Source organism: Brevundimonas albigilva (assembly GCF_023503965.1).
GTDB lineage: Bacteria > Pseudomonadota > Alphaproteobacteria > Caulobacterales > Caulobacteraceae > Brevundimonas > Brevundimonas albigilva.
In genome coordinates this window covers 667,220-680,105 of sequence record NZ_CP097298.1, presented here as the reverse complement: position 1 = coordinate 680,105, position 12,886 = coordinate 667,220, and the positions used below count along the sequence as shown (strand labels likewise).

Sequence of the window (12,886 nt, the reverse complement as noted above, 5' to 3'; positions counted from 1 at the left end):
AGAGTCGCCGCTACAGTGACGATGCGGGCGCTGGTTCCATAGGGCGTCGTCGGTTCGACCTAGGTCCGGTTCGCCGGGAAATTGTCGCGGCGTCGTCTGAATGCACCAGGCCTTCCACAGAGGTTCCAACGCCCGCGCCTCCCTCCACGGGCCGCCATCTCCGCGCGAGGTTCAAGGCGTCATGGCCGGGTTTCTGAAGAAGTTGTTCGGCGGGAAACCGTCACCCGATCCTGAGTCGCGGTTGCGCCGCAGCTCGGCCTCGGAGCCTGAAGCGCTCGCGGCTTCGGCGCAGGCAGGGCCGGCCCGCGCCACGTCCGGCTATTTCGCCGCGATGGCGAGCCAGCAGACCGCGATGCGAGCGAACGACTTCAGTACGGCGGCTGCGTTCGCCTTGGACGGCCTGCGCCTGCTGCCGGGATTCGTCGCCGAGACCGCACACACGTTCGGGCGCTTCGACATCGGATCTATCCCCTGTCTTGAGGAAGGCGGTCGGATCTTCGCGTTGATGAGCGATGCGACGGCGCAGGCCGAACTGGCCCGGGTGGTCAAACAGGCCCCTGAATTGGCGCCCTGGCTGCCGCTGCTGGATCGTCTGGAACACGAACAAGCCTTGGTTCCCCGGATCCTCGAGACCGTAGGCGCTCATGCGGGTTGTCTGCAAACCGATCTGAAAACGCTGCTTAATGAGCCGGACGGGCGGCTGATTGCCACCCTCGTGAGCTTCTTGGAGCGCGCGGGTCGCATCGCCAGGATCCGTGAAGGTCGTACTTATGCGCTGCATCTCGGCGGTTCCCAGCAAATTCCTCCGCCTCCGATCCCTCGCGCCGCCTCTTCCCACAGGTCGGACTCGACCCCGCCGCCTCTGGTCGCGCTGGACCTGACGGCAGCGCCCTTGATCACCTTGCCGCGTGCACCCTCGTCATGGGAGGTGCGCGAAGAGGCGCCGGCCGATCCTGACATCGCGACCGAGTTCGAAGTCCGGGATGCGGCTTGGACGATCGTCACGCTGGAGAAACTGTCGAAGAGCGATCGACCCGACGCCGCCTTTCGTCTTATCCACCCGCAATCCGGCGGCACGCTCATCATCGACGATTTGGGCAAGGCCGGGGGTCTGGGAGAAGTCTCGAGCGCGGCCATGCTCTACGACGCGGCGGGCCGGGTTGCGGCCCGGGCCGGCTTTGGCCGGGACCTATACCGGATCGGCGTTCACCCGCTCGGCCGGGGCTTTATCGGAATGTCGCGAGATTGCATCGTGCATGCGTATGGCGACGACCTGCGGCCGTTGTTTGAAACTCCGCTGGCGGAGGCGCCGGAGGTCATCACCGCCAGGCGTCGGCTGGGCATCGACGGCGAGGCGCTGCGCAACCACATCCGATGCGTCGGCCTGTCCAGGACAGCAGACCGCTATCTGTTCACGGTCGTCGACGAAGCCTGGTGCGTCAGCGCGGAGGGGGAGGGCCTATGGGGGGTTCGATTTCCGATCAACGCCGGATGGTCGCGCCGAGCCTCATCGGGTCCGGCCGGCGGGCGCACGAACCTGAACGCCGCCCTGACCTTGATGAACTTGTCCCTGCCGGTCACGCCCGTGGAAATCAGAGCGCGGTATCGACAGCTCGCGAAACAGTGGCATCCGGACCTGAACCCGCTCGACCCTTCGGCCCCGCAGCGCATGCAGGCCTTGAACGATGCTTGCGAACTACTGACGGGCGTCGATGCGGCCAGCCTCGCGCGAGAGGCTGGCGTCAGATATTTCCGCGAGATCGACCGGCAGGATATACAGGTCGGAGCGAGCACCGTCACTGTGACCATGGGGTTCGAAGGTGGCGAGCGGTCCGCTGCAGACTGGATATACGCCGCCAGCTTCGCCGCCGCGTCGAACGGCGTGTACCTGGCGGGGTACTCCGGCAGGATCGCGATGCTCAACAACGAGGGACATCTAGTCCGAGCTTTTGACATTGGCGCCGTGCCGCGGCGTATCGCCGAATTGGACGGCTATCTCTACCTCCTCACCGACACGCGGCTCTATGTTGTCCGTGGCGATGAACTCCACGCCATTGTCGATGTGTCCCGCGTCGCTGAACTGATCCTGTCATCAACGGGCTTCGGACTGCTGGAGAACAAGCGGCTCCGCTGGTTCACGAGCGAGGGGACATATTCGGGATCCCTCGTGTCGAAGACGCCAATCCGCCGGGTCTATCGGGCGCACGACACGCTGGTTGTCGAAAGCCGCCAGACGCGATGCGTGATCGTCGGCGTCGGTTCTTGATCCTTGGACAGGGACAGTCATGACCCGGAGGGGGCTGAACGACCGCTTCTACATCGGCTGCGGCATTGGGCCCGAGAGCGACCACCGTCTCGCATCGTTATCGCGCCAGCCGGCGCGGCCTCTCGAGGGGCGGATCTGACCGAGGCCCATCCGTCTCTCCGCAACCGCCCGTCCGACTTTCTTCCCCGGCCTTATGGCCTCCTCGCGCGCCAAGAAAGTCCTCCTCCACGGTCCTTCGCTGGCGCTGCGGGGGCTCGCTACGTTCGCCCTGCGCGCCGTCCGGTCCCCGGTCCACCGATCGCCATCGAGGCCGCGGCAGGCGTGGCCCGAAGCAACTAAGGAGAGACTTCAATGGCCACGATCGGCACCTTCACCCAGCAAGCGGACGGCAGCTACAGCGGTTCGATCAAGACCCTGACCCTCAACGTCAAGACGGCCCAGCTGCGGGCCAACGAGAAGACCGACGACAAGGCTCCCGACTTCCGCATCTTCGCCGGCCAGACCGAGTTCGGCGCGGCCTGGAAGAAGACCAGCCAGCAGAACCGCGAATACCTCTCGGTCAAGCTCGACGACCCTAGCTTCCCGGCGCCGATCTACGCCTCGCTGGTCGAGGTCGAGGGCGGGCACAGCCTGATCTGGTCCCGCTGACGGCATTGCGGCGGCGCGCCCGCGCGCCGCCGCAATTCTTCTCGTTTTGACGCTGCTGCGGTTACGCGCATTGGCGAACCCGCCCCCTATTTGTCGAATGGGTCCGCAGGCGGGTGCGCTGGACCAGGAGGTAGGACGGCGACGGTCTGCCCCGGGTCGGTCGTGACGCGCAGTTCGATAGGCCCCATCTTCACGGCCTGCGGGGGTGGAGCGGGCGCGCCGATGAAAAGAAAGAGGGCTACTGCTAGGGCGATGGCGGCGGCGATGATGACGGCCATCGTGGCGGTCGCCCAGGTGATCGTGGCTACACGGGCGGCCTCGATCTTCTGATCGGTTGCTGGGCGTTCGGCGCGCCGGGCATGATTGTGGGAAGACGCCATGACCACCAGGGCCAAGACGCCTGCCAACATTCCGAGGCCTGCAGCCGCGCCCAAGCTCTCTCTCAAGCCTCCCGGAGCAACCACCTTGTCGGAGGACGCGAGAAGAGACGCGGCGGCTGCGGTGACCAAGCCGCAATAGACCAAGAACCCATTGCCGATCGCGCTGAACAGGGCGGGCTGAACCGGAGGCGGCTTAGCCCCGCTCTGCGGTTGAAGCGGCGCGGGCGGTACTGCCGGGGACGTTACCGTAGACGGCGGTTGCGCAGGCGGAACCACAGGCGGCGAGGGCGGGCGATTGACGGGCGGGGCCACATCAGTCCCAATCGAAAGTCGCGAAATACTGCCTCAACCCGGCCTGCTCAATGACGCGGCGCAGCCTTCTGCGGTCCATCATCAGATGGACAAAAGCCAGCGCTGCTGGACGCCCCGTCCGCTGAGTTCTGAACGCCAGGGCCTCTCCGAACGGCTGCGACGCCACAAGGGCCACCACCGGACTGCGCCCGTCTGGTCCCAGTCGGCCCGGAATGGCGTCTTCGAGCGATCGTATGAAGGAAATCACGAGGTCTCTTTCATCGCGGGTAAGGCTGACGTGCCGTAGAAGCGCTTCAAGCGCGAACTCTGGCGTGCCTGACCCAGACGTTGCATCGGTCATGGTTTCCTCCCGCTTTCCGCGACCCTAGGGCAGCTTGCCGACTGTCGTCCAGCAATTGCCCGTCTGTGGATTGGCAGGGATCTACAATTGCTGAGAGCCTCGAACCACCGCCGGAGAAGGAGCCGCGCGATATCGGCTGGTTTGAGCCCGGTTGGGGCGCCCTTCAGGGCGGCGGGGAGCGGCCGTGAAGCGGTCGCCGAGGGGAGGGCGGGCAGCACCGGAGGTCTACGGGGCGAGGGTGGTGATGGTCTAGGGCAGGATAGGCTTTGCGCCGGCAATGTCTGACAGACCCGTTCCCCGATGGACCGCCTCACCCTTCGCGTCTCGCCCGATCTGATCCGCCGGTTCGACGCCGCGGCGGCGGGCCAGGGCGGCCGCTCCCGTTTGCTTCGGCGGCTCATGGACGGGGCGGCGCAGGCGTCCTTGCCCACGGCGCCGGAGGCGGTCTCCACGCCCCGGTCCGGCAAGCTGACCCTGCGTCTGGATGAGGGCGACATGCGTCTGCTGGAGGCCGAGGCCGCCGCCGTGGGGTTGTCCCGAACCCAATGGAGCGTGGCGCTCATCCGGCGGCGTCTGCGGGATCGTCCGCAGCTTAGCGGTCCCGAGTCCCTGGCGCTGATCGAGGTTCGGCGCGAGCTGCGGCGCATCGGCGTGAACGTCAACCAGATCGCCCGCGCCCTGAACACGGCCGTGATGGAGGGGCAGGTGCTCGATCTGGAGCTGGCCCAACTGGGCGCCTTCCAGGCCGAGATCGCGGCCTGGGTCGAGGCCCTGGGCGAGGCCTTCGAGGGCAACCTTGCCTACTGGGCGGTGCGGCCGTGAGCGACTTCCGGCCGCCGCGCGGGTTCGAGGAAGCCTTGCGCCCGCCCGTCGATACTCGGCGCGCGCGGATCACGCCCGCGGTGCTTCGGCCGTCTCGAAACCGGGATCAGGATTCGGTCGCCCGCTTCATCCGCGTCGCGCGCCGAACGCCGGAGGTGATGGTGAAGGTCACGGGCCGAACCCGGGACGGGGGCACCTGAAAGCGCATCTCGACTACATCAGCCGCAACGGCGCCCTGGCGCTCGAAGGGCCGGACGGGGAGACGCTGAAGGGGCGCGCGGAGGTGCATGGGCTCGCCCGCGATTGGGCCGAGGAGTTCGCGATGGAGCCGGGACGGCGGCGTGACGCCTCGATCTCCCTGTCGATCGTGCTCAGCATGCCGACGGGGACCGATGCGGTGCGTCTGCAGGACGCCGCCCGGGCGTTCGCGAGCGAGACCTTCGGCGAGCGCTTCCCCTATGTCTTCGCCCTGCACGACGAGGGACGGCATCCGCACGTCCATCTGACGGTGCGGCGGCTGGGCCGGGACGGCGAACGGCTCAATCCCCGCAAGGCCGATCTGCAGGTCTGGCGCGAGGGGTTCGCCCGTGCGCTGCGCGACCGGTCCATCGAGGCCGAGGCCACCCCGCGACGCGCGCGGGGCGTGACCCGCAAGGCCGAACGGACGCCGATCCGCAAGATGCGGGAGCGGTTCGTGGCCGGGAAGGGCGACCTGCCCGAGACGCTCGCCGCCGCCTATCGCGAGGCGCTTCGGGACGGCGGCGGTCGAGGTCCGTGGCTGGACACGATCCAGGCCCGCGAGCTGGCCATCCGGCGCGCCCTGGTCGCGGAAGCGGTTCGGCTGGGTCAATCCGATCGACCGGCGGACCGCGCCCTGGCCTTGGTGGTGGAGCGGTTTGTGCGGGACCGGCCCGGGCCGAAGACGCGCGATCAGGCCTTGAGGGAAGCGGACGTCGATCGCCCGACCGGACGGGAGCGGAGCCGATGAGGCGGTGCGCGTCGATGGGTTCGGTTGCGGAGTGTCAGAAACAGAACTATATTTCTGACACGGAGACGATCATGCAAGTCCTTGCTGAACAGATCATGGAGCGCGTCCGGGCCTTGCCGGAGGGCGCGCCGGTCGCCGCCAAGGGGTTGCTCCATCTGGGCGGTCGCGCGGCGGTCGATCAGGCCCTGTCGCGTCTCGTGCGTCGGGGTCGGCTCGTGCGCGCCGGGCGCGGCGTCTACATGCGTCCGCTGGAAAGCCGCTTCGGATCGCGGACGCCTTCGGTCGAGACGGTCGTGCGCGCGGTGAGCGAACAGCGCGGCGAGGTCGTCGCCTCCAACGGGGCGGCGGCGGCCAACGCCCTCGGCCTGACCACCCAGGTGCCGATCCGCATGGTCTATCTGACCAACGGGAAGAGCCGGGTCCTCAACGTCGGCAAGCAGACGGTGGAGTTCAAACATGCGCCCGCATGGCAACTGATCCTGCCTGATCGGCCGGCCGGAGAGGCGGTGCGCGCCCTGGCCTGGCTGGGGCCGGAGAAGGCCGCGACGGCGCTGGAGACCCTGAAGCGAAAGCTGGGGCCTTCAGCCTTCGGCGAGCTGGTGTCCGTCGGACCGCGCCTGCCGACCTGGCTGGCGCGCTCGGTCAGCCAGGCGGCGCATGTCTGAGCTCTTCCTGCAGCTTTCGGCCGAGGATCGGGCCGAAGCCCTCGCGGCGGCGGCGTCGGCCTCCGGTCGGCCCGCTCATCTGCTCGAGAAGGACGTCTGGGTCGTCTGGGCGCTGGGCGCGCTGTTCGAGGCGCCTCTGGGCGAGGGGCTGGTCTTCAAGGGCGGGACGTCCCTGTCCAAGGCCTACGACGTCATCCAGCGGTTCTCGGAAGACATCGATCTGACTTGGGACATCCGCCGCCTGTTGCCCGATCTGGCCGATGCGCCCGAGGACCCGGTGCCGGAGACCCGCGCGGAAGAGCGACGCTGGTCGCGGGACGTTCAGCGGCTGTTGCCGCTCTGGATCGAGGGCGAGGTCCGGCCGCTCTTGGAGGCCCGGATCGCCGCCGACGGCGTCGGCGCTTCGGTGCGGATCGAAGGCGCCAAGGCCTTCGTAGACTATGCGCCGACCAGCACCGGCACCGGCTATGTCTCGCCCAGCGTGATGCTCGAGTTCGGGGCCCGGGCGACCGGCGAGCCGAGCGCGCCGCGACCTGTGGTCTGCGATGCGGCGGATCATCTGCAAGGCGTCGTCTTCCCGACCGCCACCCCGCGGGTGATGGCGGCCGAGCGGACCTTCTGGGAGAAGGCCACCGCCGCCCACGTCTATTGCGCGCAAGGGCGACTGCGGGGCGATCGTTTCTCTCGCCACTGGCATGATCTGTCGCGGCTGGATGCGGCCGACTTCGCTGAGACCGCGATCGCGGACCGGGCGGTCGCCGAGGCGGTCGCGCGCCACAAGGCGATGTTCTTCCGCGAGACCGCCGACGGCGCGGAGATCGATTATGGCCAGGCGGTCACGGGCGGGCTGCGTCTGAAGCCGGACGGCGCCTCGCTCGAGGCTCTCGGAGAGGACTACCGCCGGATGGTCGAGGACGGCCTGCTGGAGGCGGACGCCGAACCCTTCGAGGCGCTGATGGACGTCTGTGCGGCGCTCGCGGATCGCGCCAACGCCGCCGCGGCCGGCTGACCGCGCGCTACGCCCCGATCGAGCAGGAGGCGATCCTGCCGAACGCCGTCTGGGAAGTCGTGATCTAGTAGTTCAGTTGCCAATAGGCTCGCCGTCCGCTCTACGAACGGCGACCACGGAGGGTCTTGGAGGAGTCGATGGGTCGAAGTCGGGCCATCGCGTGCTGGGCGTATCGCAGGTCGAGCCATCGCCCTCGCCAGGATGCTGGACGGCCACGAACACCGTGCGACCATCGGGCGTGAACTCCTGTCCCGTCAGTTCCGCGTCCACGGGCGCGGCGTAGAGCATTTTGAACAGGGCCCGGCCCGGTCCGCTGATATCGCACCCGAAGAGACCATCCGGGGCGTTATCGCGCTGCTGGTCGCCGCCTCGATCCGTGGACACCCACAGCCGACCCTGCGGATCGAAGGCGGCGTTGTCGGGCGAGGCGAACCAGGCCTGGTTGTCAGGATGATAGGTCGGCGCGAGGTTCGCGACGGAGGGCGGGCCAGCCTTGACGAACACATCCCAACCGAACCGCTCGGCCGCGTGATCCGGCCCCCAGGATGCCTGCGGCGGCGTCAGGTCGAGGACGTGGCCATGCAGGTTCTCGACATAGGGGTTGGCGGGATTGAGCCGATCGGCCCCGCGTCGGTTGTTGTTCGTCAACATGACAAAGACCCGGCCCGTGCGCGAGTCCACCGCCACGTCCTCTGGGCGATCCATCGGCGTGGCTCCGATCAGGTCGGCGGCGCGCCGCGCTTCGATCAGGACATCGCCCTGGTCGCGGAAGCCGTTTTCGGGGGTGAGCGGTCCTTCGCCGAAAATCAGAGGACGCCAGACCAGCCCATCGTCGTCGAACACGGCGACTGACAGGATCCCGGCATCCAAAAGATCACCGGCGCCGCCTGGTCCACCGGCATCGTAGCGGCCCGTCGAAACGAAGCGATACAGATAGTCGAACCGCTCGTCGTCCCCTGAATACACCACGACGCGACCGTCGCCGTTCAGCACGCAGGTCGCGCCCTCGTGCTTGAAGCGACCGAGCGCAGTGCGCTTCGTCGGCGTCGAGTTCGGATCGCGCGGATCGTATTCGACCACCCAGCCGAACCGGTTGGCCTCGTTAGGCTCTCGCGCCAGGTCGAAGCGTTCCTCGGCCAACGACAAAGGATAGCGCGCGCGTTCGGCCAGGCCATAGCGCCGCCAGGCCGCGGTTTCTGGCGCATTGGCAGGGGCGTCGAAGTAGTAGTTGAAGTTCTCTTCGGCCATGAGGACCGTGCCCCACGGCGTCGTGCCGCCCGCGCAGTTGTTGAGCGTGCCCAGAACACGCCGGCCTTCCGGGTCGGCGTGGGTCCTGAGCCGGCGGTGGCCCGCCGCCGGACCTGACAAGGTCATGGGTGTTGAGGCCGTGATGCGGCGCGCAAGTGGGCTCTGCGGAACGACTCGCCACAGACCGGTATCGGACTGTTCGATCTCCAGAAGCGAACCGCCCATGGCGGCCATCTCGATACGCGCCTGCTCGGCGGTCCTGCTCTCGACCGTCCAGCCCGGGAACATCATCACGCCTTCGCAATACTCGTGATTGACGTGCAGCAGGCCGCGCCGCGAGCCCTCCAGCGGCAGATAGGCGATAAAGTCGTTGTTGTAGCCGAACTGTCGGGCCTGGGCGTCGGCGGATTGCCGCTCCACCGCCCAGCTCGGCGCTCCACCCAGCACAGGGTCGCCCCAGCGGATCAGCACGTCGGCGCGATAGCCCTGCGCGACCGCCTGATCGACAGAAAGCTGAATAGGCAAGGACCTGTACGTGAGGGTTGAGTCCGAAGCGTCGGCGTCCGCCCTCACCTGCGCGGGCGAGGATAGCGAAACCGCCAGACCGCTCGCGCCCGCCAGAAAGAGGCGTCTGCTGAGACGACGACCCGCGATGGCGACGAAGGGTTCGCTCGTCGTCGGGTTGACCCCGACATCCTCGGGTTCGGCCGTGGCGCGCGCAGGCCAGTCTTTGAGCAGGCTCATCGCAGGCTGGCCAGTTGTTCGGCGACCACATCGGCGGGCAGCGGCACATATCCGGCCTCGGTCATCATCGCCTGGGCTTCGTCCGACATGGCGTAGCGCAGGAACTCCTTCAGGGCCTCGGGCATGGGCTCGTTCGGGTCCTGGTCGATGTAGAGCCGGAAGTAGCGCGTCAGGGGATAGGTTTCCGCTGCCAGTTCTTGTGGAGTCGGGGCGATGAATTCGCTGGCCCGCCGCTCGGCTTCGGCCGTTTTCTCGTAGCCCACATAGCCCGCTCCGTCGGCAATGCCGCTGGCGATGGGCAGGATGCGGACACGGCTGTCGTCCAGGCCCGCCGGCGCGAAGCCAATCCCGTTCGGATCGCCCGCGACGGCCGCCACGACCTCGGCCGGGGTGGGCAGTTGCACGATCGACGGCTTCATCTGCCCGGACATGGTCGAGGCCTCCGCCCGCAGGAGACCCCAGGCCCCTCCGCCTTCCGGCGTGGCGTAGAGCGTGACCCGACGCCCGGACCAATCGCCGGACAGACCGGCGTCACCCCAGGTCAGGATCGCTCGCTCGCTCATGAAATAGGTGTTGGAGTAGAGGCCGTCCAACTGGGCGCGGGTCAGACCCGCGATCGGGTTGGACGGGTGGACGAACACGGCGACGCCGCCGATCCCGATGCGGAACGACAGGGGCGGATAGCCCCGCGTCTTGGTGAATTCGTCGATCATGCCGGCGGTCATCGGCCGGCTCATGGGCGCCATATCGGAGCGTCCTTCGATCAGGGCCGGAAAAGCGGTGCCCGAACCGCTGCCGACGGCCTCGACGCGAACGCCCGGGTTCAGTTCCATGAAGCGCGTGGCCCAGCGGGCGAGCACCTCGGTCCCCGAGCGAGAGCCGATGCTCGTGACCGTGCCGGTCAGGCCGGGAACGGGCTGATAGACCTGACCCGCTTGGGCGGCGGCGGTCGTGGCCAGTGAAAAGGCCGCGAGAAGCAGAGCGATGAAACGCATGATGTCCTCGGATCAGAAGTTGTGGCGGAGGCTGAGGACAATGTTCCGGGGCGCGCCGTATTCGATGTTCGCGTTGCCACGCGCCCCCAGATAGTATTCCTCGTCCGTGATGTTGTTGACGACCAGCCGGACGGCGGTATCGCCGAAGCGGTAGCCGATGGCCGTGTCGATCCGCGTGTAGTCGGGAAGGTAGAACTGGGCGGTCGCGGTGCCGGCTCGCTCGCCGACGTAGGTCACGCCGCCACCGATCTCCAAGCCCGACCAAAGGCCGGATGCGATCGGGCTGTAATTCACCCAGAAGCTGCCGGAGTTTCTCGGCGCGCCGGGCAGAGGGCGGCCGCTGACGGTGTTGCCCGCGCCCGTGCCTGTGCCCTGGCCGGGAACCGCGCCGCCGCGCACGGTCTCCGCATCCGTATAGGCGTATTGGGCGACGAAGGTCAGGCCGTCGATCAACTCGCCCGTGACGTCGAACTCAAAGCCGCGCGATCGCGCTTCACCGACGGCGATGAAGGTGTTGGCGACCGGACCCGGCAGGGTCATGTCCGTCTTCTTGATCTCATAGACGGCGGCCGTCGCGACCACTCGATTGTCGAAAAGAGCACTCTTCAAACCGAACTCGGTTTGAGCGCCCCGCTCCAGATCGACGGCGGTCCCCGCTAGGAATGCGTCGTTCTGCTGGGAGAAGGACTCGGCGTAGTTGGCATAGAACGACAGAGTATCCGTCGCCTGAAACACCGCGCCGACGCGGGGCGCCACGGCATCGAAGTCGTAATCCGTCGCGCGAGGAGCTTCGACGACCGCGCCTGCGGCGTTGCGAAGTTCGCGATTGCGAATCTCCTGATTGATCGACTCGTATCTGAGGCCGGCGAACAGGGTGATCCGGTCCGTCACGTCGGCGCTATGGCTGACATAAGCCGACCAAACGCCGGTCTCAGACCGCTGGGCGCTGGTCTGACGGTTGAGTCCGTAAAGGGTTTGGTTTGCTGGCAATGGCGAGAGCGCCAAGGTGAAGACGTTCAGGCTGCGCTGGAACCGGCTGACGCGGTTTTCCTCCTCCGTTTCGAAGCGATAACCGCCACCAATCAGGGTCTGCATCGGCAGGCCGAAAACCGTGTAGTCGATGGTGGCGTAGGTATCGGACAGCACCAAGTCCTGGATGGTCTCGCCGTCGACAATGCTGCGCGAGATCACGCCGGCCGCAAGGGCGGCGGGGGAGTTAAACGAGCTCGGCTCGGTGTTGCGGCGAAGCTCGCGACCTCGGCCGTAGGACGCGACGCTGATGACCTGAATGCCGTCGCCATCGTAGCGCGCCGTCGCCCATGCGGTGTCGGTGTCGTAGTCGTTCTTGTCGAACACCGGGTCACCCAGGAAACGCCGACGGGGAAGCTGGACGACACTGGCCCCCCGCTCGGGCGTGTTGGTCGTGCCTTGTGGGAAATAGGCGATGTGACCCCGGTCCATGCGGCGCGTGTCCTGCACCTTCTCGAACTCAAGGCTGAGGTCGAGAGAGGGCGTCGCCTGCCAGTTCAGCGACGGGTTGATCACGGAGCGATCGACGAAGATGTCGTCCTTGAAGCTCTCGCGCGTCGCGCCGCTGGCGTAGAGGCTGAAATTCAAGTTCTCGACCGGCGTCGGCCCGGTGATCCGCAGACCGGCGCTGCGGTCTTCCCACGACCCCAGGCGGCCAAAGACTTCGCCGCCGAAGGTCGTCTCAGGTTGATGCGTCACGAGGTTGACGAAACCGCCGACCTCGGCGCGACCATAGAGCAGCGTGGACGGGCCCTTGAGGACTTCGACCCGTTCGATGTTGCCGAGGTCCGCCTGGACCCGGCTGACCGACTGCACGCCGTTCCGCAGCAGACCGTTTCGATTGACGCCGAACTCAAAGCCCCGAAACAGGATGTGGTCCTGTCGACCGCCGAACTGGCCCAGTGACTGAACACCGGAGACGTTTCGAAGAACGTCTTCCAGCCCCTGGGGGCTTTGTTCGTCCAGAAGGCGTTCGGTCAGGACGGATACCGACTGCGGTATCTCGAAGATCGAGTCGTCGGTCTTGTTGCCGAAAGACGTCCGCCGACGGTCATAGGCCGGGCTATAGCCGACGACGACCACCTCTTCGACTTCGGTTACTGGGCCATCGCTTGCCACCACTCTCAGGGTTATGACGCGGTCGGTCGCCGAGCCGACCTCTAGCCTTGATCCGCTCAGAAGCCGGTCCAGCGCCTCCCGACGGGTAAACCGACCCTGAAGAGGGGCCACAGATTGACCTTCGGCGGCGGCATACGGAAAAACCAGTTGAACATTCGCTTGCGCCGCGAAGGCGTTCAACGCTTGGGCGCGATCGGTCGCCGTGATGTTGAACGCCACGACATCCGCCTGCGCGAGCGCCCCCGTCGGGTTGCCCGCAACAGCGGCGATAGCCAGGACGGCGCAACTGACGCCAGAAGAAAAAGGCTTCATCGTTCGATC

The 12,886-nt window shown here is 67.0% G+C and carries 11 protein-coding genes; 6 read left to right on the top strand and 5 right to left on the bottom strand.

The features are described from left to right. Positions 1-181 precede the first annotated feature (181 nt). A complete protein-coding gene (locus tag MU852_RS03595) occupies positions 182-2,266 on the top strand; it encodes a J domain-containing protein (protein ID WP_249751049.1) in 2,085 nt (694 codons plus the stop codon). Positions 2,267-2,617: 351 nt separating this feature from the next. Next, positions 2,618-2,914 (top strand): DUF736 domain-containing protein, encoded by a 297-nt coding sequence (locus MU852_RS03590; protein ID WP_249751048.1) that lies wholly within the window; start codon positions 2,618-2,620, stop codon positions 2,912-2,914. An 86-nt stretch (positions 2,915-3,000) separates the two neighbouring features. Here MU852_RS03590 and MU852_RS03585 read toward each other — a convergent pair whose 3' ends face one another. Then, complete coding sequence (locus MU852_RS03585; protein WP_249751047.1) at positions 3,001-3,309, bottom strand: hypothetical protein; 309 nt, start codon at positions 3,307-3,309, stop codon at positions 3,001-3,003. A gap of 298 nt (positions 3,310-3,607) precedes the next feature. After that, positions 3,608-3,946 carry a hypothetical protein gene (locus tag MU852_RS03580; protein WP_249751046.1) on the bottom strand — a complete coding sequence of 113 codons (339 nt, stop codon included), beginning with the start codon at positions 3,944-3,946 and terminating at the stop codon, positions 3,608-3,610. Positions 3,947-4,246: 300 nt separating this feature from the next. Between MU852_RS03580 and mobC the strand changes: the two genes are divergently transcribed. From mobC to MU852_RS03560, 4 genes are all read left to right on the top strand, one after another. Beyond that, entirely contained in the window at positions 4,247-4,768 is a 522-nt protein-coding gene (mobC, locus tag MU852_RS03575) for a plasmid mobilization relaxosome protein MobC (RefSeq protein WP_249751045.1), read from the top strand. Between the two features lie 283 nt (positions 4,769-5,051). Then, entirely contained in the window at positions 5,052-5,756 is a 705-nt protein-coding gene (locus tag MU852_RS03570) for a relaxase/mobilization nuclease domain-containing protein (RefSeq protein WP_249751044.1), read from the top strand. 71 nt (positions 5,757-5,827) lie between these two features. Next, entirely contained in the window at positions 5,828-6,421 is a 594-nt protein-coding gene (locus tag MU852_RS03565) for a DUF6088 family protein (RefSeq protein WP_249751043.1), read from the top strand. Further along, complete coding sequence (locus MU852_RS03560; RefSeq protein WP_249751042.1) at positions 6,414-7,430, top strand: nucleotidyl transferase AbiEii/AbiGii toxin family protein; 1,017 nt, start codon at positions 6,414-6,416, stop codon at positions 7,428-7,430. The genes MU852_RS03565 and MU852_RS03560 overlap by 8 nt, the downstream gene beginning before the upstream one ends. Before the next feature lie 72 nt (positions 7,431-7,502). On the opposite strand, the gene MU852_RS03555 is transcribed toward MU852_RS03560, so the two are convergent. The 3 genes from MU852_RS03555 to MU852_RS03545 are packed head-to-tail and all read right to left on the bottom strand — an operon-like array spanning position 7,503 to position 12,877. Next, entirely contained in the window at positions 7,503-9,422 is a 1,920-nt protein-coding gene (locus MU852_RS03555; protein WP_249751041.1) for a PhoX family protein, read from the bottom strand. Then, positions 9,419-10,417, bottom strand: a complete 999-nt coding sequence (locus MU852_RS03550) for a PstS family phosphate ABC transporter substrate-binding protein (protein WP_249751040.1) — start codon at positions 10,415-10,417, stop codon at positions 9,419-9,421. The genes MU852_RS03555 and MU852_RS03550 overlap by 4 nt, the downstream gene beginning before the upstream one ends. 12 nt (positions 10,418-10,429) lie before the next feature. Then, on the bottom strand, positions 10,430-12,877 hold the full coding sequence (locus tag MU852_RS03545) for a TonB-dependent siderophore receptor (protein ID WP_249751039.1): 2,448 nt from the start codon (positions 12,875-12,877) through the stop codon (positions 10,430-10,432). Positions 12,878-12,886 lie beyond the last annotated feature (9 nt).